At 70.3% G+C, this 16,761-nt stretch carries 14 protein-coding genes and 1 tRNA gene; 3 read left to right on the plus strand and 12 right to left on the minus strand.

Going from position 1 to position 16,761, the window contains the following annotated elements; all coding sequences use genetic code 11:
* The first annotated feature begins 39 nt into the window (after positions 1-39).
* The gene (locus tag BOQ63_RS31925) at positions 40-1,497 is read left to right on the plus strand and encodes an aldehyde dehydrogenase family protein (RefSeq protein WP_030281892.1); all 1,458 of its coding nucleotides are present in this window, start codon (positions 40-42) and stop codon (positions 1,495-1,497) included.
* A 29-nt stretch (positions 1,498-1,526) separates the two neighbouring features.
* On the opposite strand, the gene BOQ63_RS31930 is transcribed toward BOQ63_RS31925, so the two are convergent.
* The 7 genes from BOQ63_RS31930 to BOQ63_RS31960 form a co-directional block, all read right to left on the minus strand.
* Entirely contained in the window at positions 1,527-2,462 is a 936-nt protein-coding gene (locus BOQ63_RS31930) for an AraC family transcriptional regulator (protein ID WP_072655365.1), read from the minus strand.
* Positions 2,463-2,494: 32 nt separating this feature from the next.
* Positions 2,495-3,421, minus strand: a complete 927-nt coding sequence (locus BOQ63_RS31935; protein ID WP_072655366.1) for an NADP-dependent oxidoreductase — start codon at positions 3,419-3,421, stop codon at positions 2,495-2,497.
* Positions 3,422-3,558: 137 nt separating this feature from the next.
* Positions 3,559-4,119 carry a Uma2 family endonuclease gene (locus BOQ63_RS31940; protein WP_072655367.1) on the minus strand — a complete coding sequence of 187 codons (561 nt, stop codon included), beginning with the start codon at positions 4,117-4,119 and terminating at the stop codon, positions 3,559-3,561.
* 74 nt (positions 4,120-4,193) lie between these two features.
* Positions 4,194-6,029, minus strand: coding sequence for a bifunctional metallophosphatase/5'-nucleotidase (locus BOQ63_RS31945; protein WP_072655368.1), 1,836 nt, complete (start codon positions 6,027-6,029; stop codon positions 4,194-4,196).
* Between the two features lie 267 nt (positions 6,030-6,296).
* Complete coding sequence (locus BOQ63_RS31950) at positions 6,297-6,845, minus strand: hypothetical protein (protein WP_143174807.1); 549 nt, start codon at positions 6,843-6,845, stop codon at positions 6,297-6,299.
* On the minus strand, positions 6,832-8,487 hold the full coding sequence (locus tag BOQ63_RS31955) for a vWA domain-containing protein (protein ID WP_223886092.1): 1,656 nt from the start codon (positions 8,485-8,487) through the stop codon (positions 6,832-6,834). Before BOQ63_RS31955 ends, BOQ63_RS31950 begins: the two co-directional genes overlap by 14 nt.
* Positions 8,484-9,581 (minus strand): substrate-binding domain-containing protein, encoded by a 1,098-nt coding sequence (locus BOQ63_RS31960; protein WP_030551206.1) that lies wholly within the window; start codon positions 9,579-9,581, stop codon positions 8,484-8,486. The genes BOQ63_RS31955 and BOQ63_RS31960 overlap by 4 nt, the downstream gene beginning before the upstream one ends.
* 303 nt (positions 9,582-9,884) lie before the next feature.
* On the opposite strand from BOQ63_RS31960, the gene pyk reads away from it, so the two are divergent.
* Complete coding sequence (gene pyk, locus BOQ63_RS31965; RefSeq protein ID WP_072655369.1) at positions 9,885-11,315, plus strand: pyruvate kinase; 1,431 nt, start codon at positions 9,885-9,887, stop codon at positions 11,313-11,315.
* Between the two features lie 194 nt (positions 11,316-11,509).
* Here pyk and BOQ63_RS31970 read toward each other — a convergent pair whose 3' ends face one another.
* Both BOQ63_RS31970 and BOQ63_RS31975 read right to left on the minus strand, forming a co-directional pair.
* The gene (locus BOQ63_RS31970; RefSeq protein ID WP_030281873.1) at positions 11,510-12,298 is read right to left on the minus strand and encodes a helix-turn-helix domain-containing protein; all 789 of its coding nucleotides are present in this window, start codon (positions 12,296-12,298) and stop codon (positions 11,510-11,512) included.
* A gap of 101 nt (positions 12,299-12,399) precedes the next feature.
* A tRNA-Leu gene (locus BOQ63_RS31975) sits at positions 12,400-12,485 on the minus strand.
* A 92-nt stretch (positions 12,486-12,577) separates the two neighbouring features.
* Here BOQ63_RS31975 and BOQ63_RS31980 point away from each other — a divergent pair.
* Complete coding sequence (locus tag BOQ63_RS31980; RefSeq protein WP_037828837.1) at positions 12,578-13,234, plus strand: ANTAR domain-containing response regulator; 657 nt, start codon at positions 12,578-12,580, stop codon at positions 13,232-13,234.
* Between the two features lie 61 nt (positions 13,235-13,295).
* On the opposite strand, the gene BOQ63_RS31985 is transcribed toward BOQ63_RS31980, so the two are convergent.
* Genes BOQ63_RS31985 through BOQ63_RS31995 form a run of 3 tightly spaced genes read right to left on the minus strand, consistent with a single transcriptional unit; the run spans position 13,296 to position 16,758 of the window.
* Positions 13,296-14,012, minus strand: coding sequence for an ABC transporter ATP-binding protein (locus BOQ63_RS31985; RefSeq protein ID WP_030281869.1), 717 nt, complete (start codon positions 14,010-14,012; stop codon positions 13,296-13,298).
* Complete coding sequence (locus BOQ63_RS31990) at positions 14,009-14,818, minus strand: ABC transporter ATP-binding protein (protein ID WP_046385622.1); 810 nt, start codon at positions 14,816-14,818, stop codon at positions 14,009-14,011. Before BOQ63_RS31990 ends, BOQ63_RS31985 begins: the two co-directional genes overlap by 4 nt.
* Positions 14,819-14,826: 8 nt before the next feature.
* Positions 14,827-16,758 (minus strand): branched-chain amino acid ABC transporter permease, encoded by a 1,932-nt coding sequence (locus BOQ63_RS31995; RefSeq protein WP_191093605.1) that lies wholly within the window; start codon positions 16,756-16,758, stop codon positions 14,827-14,829.
* Positions 16,759-16,761: the final 3 nt, after the last annotated feature.

Genomic DNA, 16,761 nt, shown 5'->3' on the forward strand with positions numbered 1-16,761 from the left:
ACGATGAGCTCCCATCAGGTCGGGCACGAGAGGGATCAGATGTCGTACTTCTCCGAGTTGGCGCTGCAGTACATCGACGGCGAATGGTGCGGCGGCAGCGGCTCCTGGGACATCGTCGACGTCGACCCGTACACCGGTGACAAGCTGGCCACCATCACCGTGGCCACCGTCGCCGAGGTCGACCGGGCCTACCGTGCCGCCGAGCGCGCCCAGCGCGGCTGGGCCGCCACCAACCCGTACCAGCGCCGGCTGGTCTTCGAGCGCGCGCTGCGGCTGGTCGAGGAGCGCCAGGACGAGATCGCCCGGGCGATCACGGCCGAGCTCGGCGGCACCGCGCTCAAGGCCGGCTTCGAGCTGTCCCTGGTCAAGGACATGCTGCGGGAGTGCCTGCACCTGTCGGTGGCCTCCGAGGGGCGGCTGCTGCCCTCCACCGCGCCCGGCAAGGAGAACCGCCTGCACCGGCTGCCGGTCGGCGTGGTCGGCGTGATCAGCCCGTTCAACTTCCCGCTGTTCCTGGCCCTCAAGGCCGTCGCCCCGGCGCTCGCGCTCGGCAACGGCGTCGTGCTCAAGCCGCACCAGGAGACCCCGGTCGTCGGCGGCAGCCTGATCGCCAAGCTCTTCGAGGACGCCGGACTGCCGCCCGGCCTGCTGAACGTGGTCATCACCGACATCGCGGAGATCGGGGACAGCTTCCTGGAGCACCCGGTGCCCAAGGTGATCTCCTTCACCGGCTCCGACCAGGTCGGCCGACACGTCGCCACCGTCGCCGCCGCCCACTTCAAGCGGACGGTGCTGGAACTCGGCGGCAACAGTGCGCTGATCGTGCTGGACGACGCCGACCTCGACTACGCCGTGGACGCGGCCGTGTTCAGCCGCTTCGTCCACCAGGGCCAGGTCTGCATGGCCGCCAACCGGGTGCTGGTCGACCGCAGCGTGCTCGCCGAGTTCACCGAGAAGTTCGTCGCCAAGACCGCCTCGCTGACCGTCGGCGACCCGAAGGACCCGGCCACCCACATCGGCCCGCTGATCAACTCCGTCCAGGCCGACGCGATCAACGCCCAGGTCGACCAGGCGATCGCGGCCGGCGCCACCGCGCTGCTGCGCGGCGACACGACCGGCAGCCTCATGGCGCCCACCGTGCTCACCGACCTGGCCGAGGACGCGCCCATCCTGCAGCGCGAACTCTTCGGCCCGGTGGCCCTCCTGGTGCCCTTCGACGGCGAGGACGAGGCCGTCCGGATCGCCAACGACACGCCCTTCGGACTCAGCGGCGCGGTGCACACCGCGGACGTCGAGCGCGGGGTCCGGATCGCCCAGCGGATCGAGACCGGCATGATCCACGTCAACGGCGGGACGATCGCGGACGAGCCCGGTGTGCCGTTCGGCGGGGAGAAGCACTCCGGGGTCGGCCGCCTCAACGGAGAGTCCACGGTGGACGCCTTCACCACGGTGAAGTGGATCTCGGTGCAGCACGGGCGGGCGCCGTTCCCGTTCTAGGGGTTCGACGCTCTGGGGCCCTGACGGCCTCAGGCGGCGCGGGCCTCCCGGCGGAAGCCGCCGGGGGCCTGGCCGAACTCCCGCTTGAACGCCTTCGCGAAGGCGTACTCCGAGCCGTACCCGGTCTGCGCGGCCACCGCCGTCAGCGGCGCCTCCGACTCGCGCAGCAGCCGGGCGGCGGTGGTCATCCGCCAGCGGGTCAGGTACGCCATCGGCGGCTCGCCCACCATCGAGGTGAAGCGGCGGGCGAACGCGGCCCGGGACAGGCCCGCCCGGTCCGCCAGGGACTCCACCGTCCAGGCGGTCGCCGGGGCCTCGTGGATGGCGTTCAGGGCGGGCGCCACGGCGCTGTCCCGCAGGGCCGCCGCCCAGCCCGCGGCGGCCGCGGGGGGCTGGTCCTCGAACCAGGCCCGTAGGACGTACAGCAGCAGCGAGTCGATCAGTGCCGGGACGATCCCGCTCGAGCCGATCCGGGGGTTCTCCAGCTCGGTGCCCAACAGCTGTACGGCGGCGGCCAGTTCGGGGTGGCGGCCGTGCCTGGTCGGCAGGTGGATCACGGCCGGCAGCTGGCGGACCATCGGGTGCGGACGGCCCTGGTCCAGGTGGTAGTTGCCGCACAGCAGACTGGTGCGGGCGCCGTCGCCGCCGATCGTCAGGGTGCCGATCGGCGAGCCGTGGTCGATCCGGCAGGCCTCGGCGTCCACCGGCGGGGTGTCCGGGGTGTCGGCCAGGACGTGGCCCCGGCCGTCCCGCAGGAAGATGACGTCCCCGGGACTGAGGGGAACGGGCCCGCCGCCGGCGGCCGGGTCGGCGGGGACCAGCCAGCAGGTGCCGTACAGCACCACGTGGAAGCCCGCCCCGGCCACCGGGGGCAGCCGGAGGGCCCACGGCGCGCGGCCCTCGGTGCGCACCGACGCGGGGTGCGCCGTGCGCATCGAGGCCAGCGCCTCGGTCAGGATGTCCATCGTCGGCCCCCGGGGTTCTCGTCGCTCGACGGTCAGTCCGTGGTGAGGACGACCTTGCCCTGGACGGTACCGGAGGCGACCAGCTCGTGGGCCCGGCCGGCCTCGGCGAGCGGGAACACCGCGGCGACGTGCGGGCGGATCCGGCCCTCGTCGACCAGGGCGGCGATCGCCTCCAGGCCGGCGTAGTCGGGTTCCACCGAGACGCCCGCGAAGCGCCGCCCGGCGGCCTCGATCTCGGCGGCCAGCTCATGGTTCCAGTGCTCCATGATGCTGACCAGGGTGCCGCCCGGCTTGAGCACCTCGAGGGCGCGGGTGCCCTCGGAGGAGGAGTCGAAGACGACGTCGACGTCCTGGACCGCCTCGGTGTAGTCGGTGGTCCGGTAGTCGAGCACCTCATCGGCGCCGATCTCCTTGAGGAAGGTGTGCTTGGGCTCGCTGGCGAGGGCGATCACGTACGCGCCGCGGGCCTTGGCGATGTGCACCGCGAGGTGGCCGACGCCGCCGGCCGCACGGTGGACCAGCACCCGGTCGCCCTCGCCGACCTTCGCCAGGTCCACCAGGCCCTGCCAGGCGGTCAGCGCGGCCAGCGGCAGCGCGGCGGCCTCGGTGTGGTCCAGCGAAGCGGGCTTGCGGGCCAGTTGGCGGGACGGCGCGGCCACGTACTCGGCGTAGGCGCCGGCCGCGCGGGGGAAGAACGGCATCCCGTACACCTCCTCGCCCACCCGGTAGCGGGCGCCCGGGCCGGCCTCCTCGACCACCCCGGAGACGTCCCAGCCCACCGTGAACGGAGGCTCGCCCAGCAGCGGGAACGCCCCCGCCCGCACCGCCACGTCCACCGGGTTCACCCCGGCGGCCTTCACCCGCACCAGCACCTCGCCGCTCAACGGCTTCGGGCGCTCCACCTCGGCCACCTTCATGACCTCGGGGCCGCCGAACTCCTGCTGCACGATTGCGCGCATCGAACTCTCCCTCATCCGGTTCAACACCGGCCCCCGTGGGGCCGTTCTCGACGTGCTCAACAGTAGGGAGGCCGGAAGAGCGGATGAATATCCTTCAGTCTCGGCTGGATGTCCGATCGTCTCGTGGGGAGAGTGGTTCAGGCCGAGTAGCGGACGAGGCGGTCGGTAACGAGCTCGAAGTCGAAGGGGGCCGGGACCGGCACGCGGTCGCCGAACTTGCCGTGCCACTGCTGGTGGTAGCCGCCAGCGGAGGGCTCGGAGTAGAGCGTGATGTCGCCCTCGCGCGGGTCGATCAGGAGATAGAGCGGGATGCCCATCAGTGGGTAGTCGCGCACCTTGCCGACCAGGTCGTTCTCCGGGTTCGACGGCGAGACGATCTCGACCGCGATGGGCGCTTGTTCGGCCGGGATCTGGTTGCCGCTCGATTCCAGGGGGATGTAAGTGAGGTCGGGGTTGCGCAGCTTTCCCACGTTGGGGGAGGCGAGGTCGGAGTTCTCGCTCGGCATCATGTCGGACGGGCGGTGTGCGTCGAACTGCTCGCGGATCTGCAGGAGGTTGCGCTGAGGGATCGCGGACGGTCCGGCCATCATGATGATCTCGTCGCCGGAGATCTCGAGCTTCCATCCGGCCGGGGGCGTCAGGCTCTGCGCGTACGCGAGCAGTTGGGCGTGGCGGTCGGGAATCTGGAACTCGCTCATGGCTCCATTCTTCCACCGGGAGAGGCACGAAGGCCGTCCGCGCGGGGGCGGACGGCCTTCGTGGAAAGCTGCGACTAGAACACCGGCTGGCCGGCGCGGACGAGGCGCCAGGAGTCGGTGAAGAAGTCGGCGGGGTCGATGACGCCCTTGGCCTTGACCCAGGCGATCATGGTGTTGCGGATCTCGTCGGAGTTCGACCAGACCGCCTTGGCGGTGGCGACGTGCGGGAAGTTGCCGCCGCCGTTGGCGCGGTAGTTGTTGACCGCGAGGACGAACTGGGCGTTCGGGTCGATCGGCTTGCCCTGGAAGCTGAGGTTGACGATCCGGCTGCCCTTGGGCTGGGCGATGTCGATGTCGTAGCTCAGGCCGTAGAGCGAGTCGTAGTTGTAGTCCGGGGTGTCCTCGGCGTTGGTCAGGGTGTCCTTGTTGACCGGGGCGCCCGCGGCGAGCTGGTTGTAGTACTTAGCCGAGAACTCCAGGTAGTCCTTGAGCTGGGCGCCCGTCAGGATGCGGGCCTCCAGGGTGTTCTCGTAGATGTACAGGCCGGCCGCGTCGCGCAGCTTGACCTGGCCGGACGGGATCAGCGCGGTGCGGTTGAACGGGGCGGCCTGGGCCAGGACCGGGAGGTTGGCGTACTGCCCGCCCGCCAGCGCGGCCTTGACGGCGTCGGCCTGGACCTTGCCGATCAGGTCGATGATCGGGGTGGCCTTGAACCGGGCGTCGGCGATGGACAGCTCGATCTTGCTGGTGCCGATGTTCTGGTTGACGTACGCCACGACCTTCTTGTGCTGGCCGAGGATGGCGTTGCTGATCTCCGGGTTCTCCGGCGCGGTGTTGGAGTTCAGCACCCGGGAGGAGACCGAGGCGACCTTCCAGTGGCCGTCGGCGAACTCGACCTCGAAGTCGAAGCAGCTCAGGCGCTGGCCCCAGCACAGCGGCTCGGAGAGCACGACCGTCTTGCCGGTCTTCTTGTTGACGATGAGGCGCTGGGCGACCTCCTTGTGGGTGTGGCCCACCAGTACCGCGTCGATGTCCGGGACGGTCGCGGCCATCTCGCCGGAGGCGTCCTCGGGCCAGGGGAGCTGGTCGCCGTAGGTGGTGGCCTCGTCGATGCCGGAGTGGGCGGAGACCACGATGACGTCCGCGCCGGCGGCCTTCATCCGGGGCACGTACTTGGCGGCGGTTTCCACGATGCCCGGGAAGACCATCTTGCCGGCGACGTTGGCCTTGTCCCAGATCGCGATGCCCGGGTTGGTGAGGCCGAGGATGCCGACCTTGATCGGGGTGTCCTCGTCCAGCCACACCTCCTTGATCACGTACGGCTTGAAGGCGGGCTTCTCGTTCTTCGCGTGCAGCGCGTTGGCGCCCAGCAGCGGGAACTCCAGCTGGTCCTCGAAGGCCTTCACGGTGGGGATGCCGTAGTTGAACTCGTGGTTGCCGAGCGCGGCGGCGTCGTAGCCCATGAGGTTCATGGCGACGGCCATCGGGTGGTCCGGCACGTTGTCGCCGTCGGTGGCGATCGGCTCGATCCGGGCGTAGTAGTAGGTCAGCTGGGTGCCCTGGATGATGTCGCCCGAGTCGATCAGCAGGCAGCGGTCCCAGCCCTTGTCCTCGCGGACCTGGTTGGCCAGGGTGGAGATCTTGGCGAGGCCGACCGCGTTGTGGGCCTTGTCGACGTACTCGGCGTCGGTGAAGTAGTCCCAGTTGAGCACCCGGCCGTGGAGGTCGGTGGTGCCCATGACGGTGAAGGCCTGGCGGCGCGGCTTGCGCTTGTTGCCCTTGGCGGCCGCCGTGTCCGGCTCGGCGGCCGCGGCGGCGGGGGCGGCGGCGACGACGGCTCCGCCGGTCAGGGCGGCGCCGGCGGCGGTGGCGGCGGACCGGGTGACGAAGTCACGGCGGTTCAGGGGCATGGACGACTCTCCCGAGTGGGAACGACGGCCGATGGGCCGTCAACTTGTGGACGTACGAAGTGCGTGGCGCGTCCGCTACTGCGGTGACGCGCGTAGAGGGACGCGCGTAGAAGTGTGCCGTGCGGGCCGGGCCGCTGGATAGCCCCCGGACGTTTCCAACAGGTGAGATCTTGGCGACTCGTTCGTGACCGGCATGGGCGGGGGAGGAGGTGGTACGGACCGGGACGGTCGGCTTCCGGCCGGTCGGGGGCCTTTCCGGAAAGCTGCTCAGCCGAGCTCGGCCGCCAGCTGCTTCACCTCCCGGCCCAGCTCCGCCGCGGGGTCCGGCGTGTCCGGGCCCGCCCACGGCAGCCAGGTCCGGGCCCGCAGATAGCCGTCCACCGCCACCGGCAGCCGGTGCCGGACGATCCGGTCGGCCGCCGGACCGGGCCCGGTCTCGCGCAGCGCCGCCAGCAGCGCGTCCACCCCGGCCGAGGCGGGCAGCGGGACGGTGTCCAGGTAGACGGTGAGCGCCTCCAGTTCGGGGTCGGGCGGGGGCTCGGCCGTCTCGCGTGGCGCTGACACAGACACGGACACAGGCGCAGGCGCAGGCGTCGGGACCGGCGGCGGTGCGGGCTGCGGGGGCGTGGGCTTCGGGCCGGGCGTCAGCAGCGCCCCGGCCCCGTACAACCCCGCCACCACCCCCGGCCACCACGCCCCGCCAAGCCCGGCGAAGTGCAGCCCCAGCCCGAGGGCGCCACCCCCGCAGCCGACCAGGTTCCTGGTCGACTCCAGGTACCGCAGCGCCCTCCGGCCGTACCCGTCACTGGTAGCCACGGATCTCCTCGAACACCCCGTCCAGCGAACCGCCGCCGTCGAACAGCTTGCCGCCGCTCACGTCCGCGATCCCCTGCAACTGGCCCACCGCCGCCTCACCGAACTTGATCGGGAACACCGGGATCGCCTTCTCGGCGGGCGACAGCGCATCGTGGAAGCTCCTGAAGTCGCCGTCCGTGGCACCCTCGTTGCTCTCCCCGTCCGTCATCAGCACGATCGAGGTGAAACGGTCGTCGTTCGCCGCCTTCTGCTGGCCCTCGATCACCCGGTACGCCTGCTCCAGCGAGTCGTACAGCGCCGTACCGCCCTCGGCCCGCAGCGACTGGACGTCGGCGTTGATCGACGCCAGCTCCGCCTCCGGACCGGGCGTCCCGCCGGAGGGCGGCACCACGTGGGTCTTCGTCCACTTCACCTGCGAGGCGAAGGAGATCAGCGTCACCTCCTCGCGGTCCCGGAACCGCCGCACCCCGCGGGTGTCGTCCGTGCCCGTCAGCCGGCCCAGCGCCGTCTTCAGAGAGCTCAGCCGCGCACCCTCCATCGAACCCGAGGTGTCCAGCACGTACACCGTCCTCGACGGGCGGCGCAGCTCGTTCTGGTACGAGCCCAGCAGGCCGTCCGCCACCGCCCGCGTCCCCGGGAACGGCAGCTCGCGGCGGCGGTCGGTCGGCAGCCCCGCCGCCGGGGCCGCGCCCGCCGTCACCGGGCGGCGCAGCGTCAGCTCCGAGATGCGCTGCTGCACGTCCTGCTTCAACAGGTAGGCGGCCAGCCGCTGGAAGGACTCCCGCTCGCCCGGCCCCGAGGAGGACAGCAGCGACAGCGGGTAGTCCGCCGAGACCACGCCGTCCACCGGGCGCACCACCGTCAGCCGCTGCTCCGGCGGCAGGGTCCTGTTCATCGACAGCAGCACCGACTCGTAGTTCACCAGCGCCCCCACCCTGCCCGGCTCGGCCCGGGTGTACGCCTGCGCCAGCCAGCCCGAGGAACCGGAGGTGAGCTTCTGGCCGGTGAAGAACTGCTTCAGCTGCGGCGTCGCCTTCTGCACGTCCGCCTCGCTCAGCGCCGCCCCCGCGCCCGAGAACGCCGAGGCCACCGCCACCAGGGTGGAGAAACCGGAGTTGGAACGCGACGGGTCGGACATCCCGTACGACAGCTTCCCCGCGGCGGCCGCGTCGCCGATCTGCGCCCAGGTGACCTTCGAGCCGTCGCCCCAGCCGAGGTCGGCGAGCACCGAGGAGCGCACCCCGACCGCCACCGGGGAGACCATCACCGGGGTCTCCGACAGCACCTTGGACCTGCCGGTCGGATCCAGGCGCAGATACTGGTTGGACGGGAACCAGACCGCGTCGTACTTGCCGTCCGCCCGGCCCGAGGACACCGTGTCCGCGCCGTCCAGCGTGCCGGTGAAGGCCAGCTGCACCGTCACCCCGGTCGCCTTGCGGGCATCGTCCAGGACCGGCTGGAGGTCCTGGAGCTCACTGCCGGCCAGGACGCGCAGCACCCCGGGGCGCGCGGTCTCCGCGAGCGAGCCGGTCGGGTTCGGCTGCGGTGCCGGGGCGGGGGAGGAGGTGCAGGCGGTCGCCGCGGCGAGCACCGCCGCCAGCGCGGCGATCAGCCAACTGCGGCTCTTGATCGGGTGGTTCACTTCGGGCTCCCCTTGGCCGCCGCGGTCAGTTTGAGCAGGTTGTCCAGGGACGGCACGGGCGACTGCTTCACCCTCGCCGCGTTCAGGTCCTGGGCGAAGGCCGGCTGCCTGCTGCCCTTCACCAGTTCGGCGAAGGCGCCCGGACGCGCCTGCGGGCGGAAGCCGAACCGGGCCTCCAGGGTGCGCAGCGCGTCGTCGTCCTGGAGCAGGGCGGCCAGCTTCCTGCCGTTCTCCGTGCGGGCGATGATGGTGTGGTCGGAGTAGACCGTGGTGTCCGGGTACATCACCACCGTGTCGCCGGCCGACTGGCCCTGGGCCGTCAGCGAGGCGACCTGGGACTCGTACCCGAACAACAACGGATTGCCGACCCCCGCCTGGAAGTCCCGGAACGGCTCGTCGCTGCTGCTCTTCTGGCCGCCCTGCATCGCCGTCGCCTGGTGCAGCACCGGCCGGGCGGCCTCCACCCCCGCGTCGTCGGACACCACCTGGTGGTTGTTGAGGACGTACGACAGCAGCGCGACGTACAGCGCGCCGGAGGACGAACTCTCCGGATCGGTGGTGGTGACGTAGATCGGCCCGGCCAGATCACCGTGGCCCTCCGCGTTCGTCAGATCCTGCCACCTGCGGTTCGCCCTGAGGACGTTGACGTACTCGTCCATCCTGAACGTCCAGACGCCCGAATCGGCGTCCTGCGCCGCCAGCTTGTTGTCCTTGAGGACCTGCGCGACCGGCGCGTGCGCCACCACCACCAGCGGTGAGTAGAACGGCACCAACGGCGAGTCCTGCTGCCCCCAGTTGCGCTGGATCTCGCGGGCCGGTGCGGTGCTCGCGGGGAACGCGAAGTCCAGCCCGGAGTTGCTCTTCGCCTGCTCGCTCATCGTCCAGGAACCGGTCGAGTCGGAGTGGACCTCCAGGCCCTGCTTCGCCAACTCCGCCTTCACCTCAGGACTTTCGAAGAACGCCCGCTTCTCCGAACCGATCAGCCCGGTGACCGTGACCGTCTTCCGCGGGTCCGGGCCGTCGTCCGGGACCAGCGCGTACGTCACCCCGCCCAACAGGGCCAGGGCGGCGACCACCCCCAGAGCGCGTCTCATTCCGAGCGCCTCCCCCTCGTCGCTCCACACCCGGGCGCGGTCACCCGGGGGTGACGAGCGTCCCGCCGGGCGGGGAGCACGGACGGAAGGGGCGGTGAACCGGGGGTGAACACCGTTTCACGGAATCGCATCGGCCGGGGGCCCCGGGGGCCTCCGCAGGCCGCTTCAGCACGACTGCGGGGAGGGCCCTCGCACAACGGTCCGAGGAAGTGTCAGATTGTTCAACTCCCCTTACCCCAAAGGTCATCCCGCGGTCCGTACCCACGTCGAGGTTACGCGCCGGTAATGCCTACCCTCAGCAGTATGCGCCGAGCAAAAATCGTCTGCACCCTCGGGCCGGCCACCGACTCGTACGACCAGATCAAAACCCTGGTCGACGCCGGTATGGACATCGCCCGACTCAACCTCAGCCACGGCTCGCACGCCGAGCACGAGGAACGCTACCGCCGCGTCCGCAAGGCCGTCGACGAAACCGGCCGCAGCGTCGGCATCCTCGCCGACCTCCAAGGCCCGAAGATCCGGCTCGACACCTTCGCCCACGGACCCGTACTCCTCGAACGCGGCGACGAGTTCACCATCTCCACCGACAAGGGCGTCGTGGGGGACAACACCATCTGCGGCACCACCTACGCCGGCCTCGCCGGCGACGTCGGCCGCGGCGAACGCATCCTCGTCGACGACGGACGGGTGACCCTGGAAGTCGTCGAGGTCGACGGCCCCCGAGTGCGATGTCTCGTCATCGAAGGCGGACTCGTCTCCGACCACAAGGGCCTCAACCTCCCCGGCGTCGCCGTCTCCGTCCCCGCACTCAGCGACAAGGACGTCGCCGACCTGCGGTGGGCGCTGCGCACCGGGGCCGACCTGGTCGCGCTCTCCTTCGTCCGCAGCGGGCGCGACATCGAGGACGTGCACCGGGTGATGGACGAGGAGGGGCGGCGCGTTCCGGTCATCGCCAAGATCGAGAAGCCGCAGGCGGTCGAGAACCTGGACTCCATCGTGGACGCCTTCGACGGCATCATGGTGGCCCGCGGTGACCTGGGCGTGGAGATGCCCCTCGAACAGGTCCCGCTCGTCCAGAAGCGCGCCATCAAGCTTGCCAAGCGCAACGCCAAGCCGGTCATCGTCGCGACCCAGATGCTCGACTCGATGATCAACGCCTCCCGGCCGACCCGCGCCGAGGCCTCCGACGTCGCCAACGCGGTGCTCGACGGCACGGACGCGGTCATGCTCTCCGGGGAGACCTCCGTCGGCAAGTACCCCGTCGAGACGGTCAGGACCATGGGCCGGATCATCGAGGCTGCCGAGAACGACATCCTGGCCGCGGGGCTGCCTCCGCTGACCACCGGCACCAAGCCGCGGACCCAGGGCGGCGCCGTCGCCCGCGCGGCGGCCGAGATCGGCGACTTCCTCCACGCCAAGTACCTGGTCGCCTTCACCCAGTCCGGCGACACCGCCCGCCGCCTCACCCGCTACCGCTCACCCATCCCCGTGCTCGCCTTCACCTACGAACCGGCCGTGCGCAGCCAACTCGCCCTCACCTGGGGCGTGGAGACCTTCCTCGGCCCGTTCGCCCCGACCACCGACCAGATGGTCGAACAGGTCGACGCTGCCCTGCTCTCCCTCGGCCGCTGCCAGAAGGGCGACATCGTCATCATCACCGCCGGCTCCCCTCCGGGGTTGGCGGGCTCCACCAACCTCGTCCGCGTCCACCACGTGGGGACCCTGGACGTCTGAGGGGCGTTTCCTCGGGCGGCATCCCTCGTGTGAGGGATGCCGCCCGTGCGCCGGGTCGGGTGAGAATCGGAGAGATGCGCGATCACGGGCGCACCCTCTGGCGCGACCTCCACGAGGAGGTTATGAACCGCCCCGGCGCAGGCGCGGCCTACGAGGCCGCCCGGGCCGAGTGCGAGCGAACCGCTGTGCGGGGGTCAGTACTTGGGGCCGATGTGGGCGTCCATGAGGGCGACGGAGTCCTTTCGGGCGATGGAGATGTTGACCTGCCCGGTGAGGCGGGGGATCGAGGCCTTCCACTGGACGCCGACGGCGTCGAGGGTGGCGGTGAAGAGGCCGATGATGTCGGTCGAGGTGTTGGTAAAGAAGTACCTCGGGTACTCGTAGCGACGGACCACGCCGTCGACGGTCTTGGTGGCCCAGTTGGTGATGCGGCAACCGTCGGAGTGGATGAGACCGCGTAGGAACTGCCACGGGTGCGTATCGACGATCTCCTGCTGCCAGGGCTCCAAGGCTATGCTGCGCTCGTGCTTCTTTCCGGGGCCGTGCTGGGGGAAGTGGCAGGTCAAGTGGTTCGAATAGACTTTGACGTCATGGCATCCGGTGCGCCGCACCCGGCAAGGCTTGTTGTTGGGGAGGACCTCGCGCATGGCCTGTTCGACGGAATCCATGATGCCCGGCCACTTGTCGTCGCAGGTGATCTGGAGGCTCTGGGTCCTCCGGTACTCGTTGGGCAGCAGGATGTGGCCGTCGCCGAGGTAGAGGCCGAGTAGGTAGGAGTAGGCGGGGCGGTTCAGCTCGTCGCCGTAGCAGTGCATACAGGCAGAGCGCTTACGGCCGGGGAGCTTGTTGCGCTTGGCGAGGTCCTGGTGCTTCCACCAGGAAACCGTGCCTTGCGGGACACGGAGCCGACGGGCCACTTCGGCATTGCTGATGCCGCGACGGAGGAGGTGGACAGCCTGTTCGCGCACGGAGAGAGCGGTCATGTGCGTCACATTGCGACGTGCGCAGCCGAATGCTGGATGCTTTGACGGCGTTCCACTAGATGAGGTGAATTTCCTGCAACCTGGGAATACCAGGGAAATTCTGGTGCCGAGTGTGGGATTCGAACCCACACGCCCTTTCAGGCAATCGCTTTTGAGGCGATCGTGTCTGCCCTTCCACCAACCCGGCTGGTTCGCGCCCACGAAGGATACCCTGTGGGCACCGTCGAGCGCAGCTAGGTACCCTCGTGCATGCAGTACCCCGCCGGAACTAGGAGCGCAGTGAGCACCGCCGACGAGCAGGCACAGCCGCTTGAGACCGATTCGCCCCAGATCACCCGGATCGTGATCGCCGAGGACGAGGCGCTGATCCGCCTCGACCTCAAGGAGATGCTGGAGGAGGAGGGGTACACCGTCGTCGGCGAAGCGGGGGACGGGGAGACGGCGGTACGGCTGGTGAAGGAGCTGAAGCCGGACCTGGCGATCTTCGACGTGAAGATGCCGGTGCTGGACGGGCTCTCGGCCGCTGAGCAGATCCATGAGGAGCACCTGGCGCCCGTCCTGATGCTGACCGCGTTCTCGCAGCGGGAGCTGGTGGACCGGGCGCGGGACGCCGGGGCGATGGCGTACATCGTGAAGCCGTTCTCGAAGTCGGACCTGGTGCCGGCGATCGAGATGGCGGTGTCGCGGTACACCGAGATGCGGGCGCTGGAGAAGGAGATCGGGGATCTCACCCAGCGGCTGGAGACCCGGAAGCTGGTGGACCGCGCCAAGGGTGTGCTGCAGACGAAGTTCGGGCTGAACGAGCCGGCGGCGTTCCGGTGGATCCAGAAGACGTCGATGGACCGCCGGATGACGATGGCGGCGGTGGCCGAGGCGGTCATCGAGGAGGGCGAGGCCCAGGACCGCAAGAAGGCGGAAGAGGGTAAGCCCGAGTAGGGCGGTACGCAGGAGGGCCCGGCAGAACGTTTCTGCCGGGCCCTCCTTGCGTTTGGCGGGGTCAGTCCTCGCCGAGGTACGCCTTGCGGACGGACTCGTCGTGGAGGAGGTCGGCGCCCGTCCCGGAGAGGACGACGCGGCCGGTCTCCATGACGTAGCCGCGGTCGGACAGCGACAGGGCGGCCTGGGCGTTCTGCTCGACCAGCAGGATGGTCGTGCCGCTCGCCTTGAGCTCGACGATGGTGGACATGATCTTCTGCATCATCAGCGGGGAGAGGCCCATCGAGGGCTCGTCCAGCATGAGCAGCTTGGGCTGGGACATCAGCGCCCGGCCCATGGCGAGCATCTGCTGTTCGCCGCCGGAGAGCGTCCCGGCGGCCTGGCGGCGGCGCTCCCCGAGGATGGGGAACAACGAGTAGGCGCGTTCCACGTCGGCCGCGATGCCGGCCGCGTCGGTGCGCAGGAAGGCGCCGAGGAGGAGGTTCTCCTCGATGGTCATGCGGGGGAAGATGTGCCGGCCTTCGGGGGAGTGGGCGAGTCCGAGGGCGACGATCTTGTGGGCGGGGACGGTGGCGAGGTCCTGGCCGTCGAAGGTGATCCGGCCGGCGGTGGGTCTGAGGAGGCCGGAGAGGGTGCGCAGGGTGGTGGTCTTGCCGGCGCCGTTGGTGCCGATGAGGGTGGTGACCTCGCCCTGGTGGACGGTGAAGCTGATGCCCTTGACGGCTTCGATCTTGCCGTAGGCGACGCGGAGGTCCTCGACCTCGAGGAGTGCGGTCACTGGGTGTCCTCCGGTGCGGCGGGGGTGGTGCTTTCGAGCGGGGCGCCGAGGTAGGCGCTGATGACGCGTTCGTCGTTCTGGACGGTCGCGCGGTCGCCTTCGACGATCTTCTGGCCCTGGACGAGCACGGCGGTGCGGTCGCAGAGGTTGAAGATGAACCGCATGTCGTGCTCGATGACGAGGACGGAGACGCCCTGGTCGCGGATGGCGAAGACGAGTTCCTCGGCGGCCCGGGTCTCCTGGGGGTTCATGCCGGCGGTGGGTTCGTCGAGGAGCAGCAGGCCGGGGTCGGAGGCGAGGGCGCGGGCGATTTCGAGCTTGCGCTGTTCGCCGTAGGGGAGGTTGCGGGCGAGGTGGTCGGCCTTGTGGGCGAGGCCGGTGAAGGCGAGGAGTTCCATGGCCTTCTCGCGGCTCTCGGCCTCGGCGTGGTGGTAGCGGGGGAGGCGGAGGATGGCGGAGAAGATGCCTTCCCTGGTGCGGGTGTGGCGGCCGACGAGGACGTTCTCCAGGACGGTCATGTTGGCGAAGAGCCGGATGTTCTGGAAGGTGCGGGCGATGCCGGCCTGGGTGACGAGGTGGGGTTTGGGGGGTAGGACGGTGCCGCGGTAGCGGACGGCGCCTTCGGTGGGGACGTACAGGCCGGTGAGGCAGTTGAAGAAGGTGGTCTTGCCGGCGCCGTTGGGGCCGATGAGGCCGATGATCTCGCCTTCGCCGACGGTGAGGGAGACGTCGTTGACGGCGGTGAGGCCGCCGAACCGCATGGTGACGCCGGTGACGTCGAGCAGGGGCGCAGTTGTGGTGGTCATGTGGCGGGTCACGCCCCTGCCTTGGTGAGTGCGGTGGTGTCGTCGTCGGCGGCGGGTGGGGCCGGTTCGTCGGCTTCGTGGAATTCCAGTTGCCGGCGCCGGTTGGGGATGAGGCCTTCGGGGCGGACGCGCATCAGGACGATGAGGGCGGCGCCGAAGACGAGGAGCTGGTAGTCGGAGAGGAATTCGAGTTTCTTGGGGATGAGGAAGAGGAGGGTGGCGCCGGCGAGTGGGCCGCTGATGGTGCCCATGCCGCCGAGGATGACGGCGGCGAGGAGGAAGGCGGAGTTGGGGGGCAGGGCGTCGGCGAAGGTGTACTGGTCGGGGGTGACGGTGTAGGTGACGTGGGCCTGGACGGTGCCGGCGACGCCGGCGAGGCAGGCGCCGAGGGCGAAGGCGAGGAGTTTGAGGCGGAAGCCGTTGATGCCCATGGCTTCGGCGGCGGTCTCGTCCTCGCGGATGGCGATCCAGGCGCGGCCGATGCGGGAGTTGCCGACTCGTGCGAAGACCAGGACGACGAGGGCGGTGACGAGCAGCATCAGCAGGTAGTAGTTGCCGAAGCGGCCGATCTGGATGCCGCCGAGGGCGTGGGTCTGGCTGAAGTCGAAGCCGAGGATGTTCAGTTCGGGGATGCGGGGGATGCCGTTGGAGCCGTTGGTGACGTTGGGTCCGGTGGTGCCGTTGAGGTTCTGCATGGTGATGCGGAAGATCTCGCCGAAGCCGAGGGTGACGATGGCGAGGTAGTCGCCGCGCAGGCGCAGGGTGGGGGCGCCGATCACGACGCCGAAGACCATGGAGACGGCGGCGCCGACGATCACGGCGGCCCAGAACGGCAGCTGGACGTGGATGGGTGAGGCGGGGGAGCCGGAGACCAGGGCGGCGGCGTAGGCGCCGACGCCGAGGAAGGCGACGTATCCGAGGTCGAGCAGGCCGGCGAGGCCGACGACGATGTTGAGGCCGAGGGCGACGGTGGCGAAGATCAGGATGTTGGTGGCGACGGAGGCGTACTGCTCGCCGGTCTGGAACGGGAAGCTGGCGGCGGCGGCGAAGGCGGCGCCGGTGGTGACCGGGCGGTACTTGAGGGTCAGTGCGCGCAGCCTGCCCAGCAGGCCGGAGCCGGCGAGCGCGGCGATCATGAAGGCGATGAGCAGCAGGTAGCCGATGAAGAGCTCGCCGTAGTCGGTGTCGATGCCGAAGGTGATCGCGTAGGAGCCGACGCCGAAGGCGGCGACGATGAGCAGGACCTCGACCCAGGAGGGGAGTTCGCGGGGCGCGGGGAGGGGGCGGTCGACCTTGCCGAGGCGCAGCCGGCTGTTGGCGAGGTGGCCGAGTTGGAGGAGGAGGACGGCGCCGGCGGCGATGGCGAGGGCGCCGGAGAGGGCGGTCATCACGGGGGCGACGGGCTTGTCGCCGGGGATGGCGTGGGCGGCGATCCAGCCGACGGGGGCGGCGGGCAGGAGGAGGAAGAGCCGCTTGTCGAGGATGCGGAGCGGTACGTGGGTGCGCCGGTCGAGGGGGAGGCCGAGGGCGCCGAGGACGCCGAGGAGGCCGCCGGCGGCGAGGACCCAGCCGCCGGGTTCGAGGTTGGCGAGGCCGCCGAGTTCGGTGGAGATGGAGGTGACGGAGTAGGCGGCGACGGCGAGGGCGCCGGTGGCGGCGTACAGGACGGCGTTGTTGCTGCGGGTGGGGGCGGCCCAGCGCAGGCCGGGGGTGCCGAGGGTGGCGAGCAGCAGGGCGAGGGTGAGGACGCCGGCGGCGACGGCGAGCCACTGGAGGCCGGCGGGGGAGCCGTAGTAGGTGAGGTCGCCGGGGAAGTCGCTGGTCCAGGTCCAGGACATGGCGGCGGAGGCGGCGACGGCGAGGGCGCCGAGTCCGGTGAGGGTGGTGGCGGCGGTGGCGGGCAGCGGGATGACCGGGGTGGTCTCGGTTCTGGTGGTCATGGT

It is taken from the genome of Streptomyces viridifaciens, from assembly GCF_001888885.2.
Taxonomy (GTDB): Bacteria; Actinomycetota; Actinomycetes; order Streptomycetales; family Streptomycetaceae; genus Kitasatospora; species Kitasatospora aureofaciens.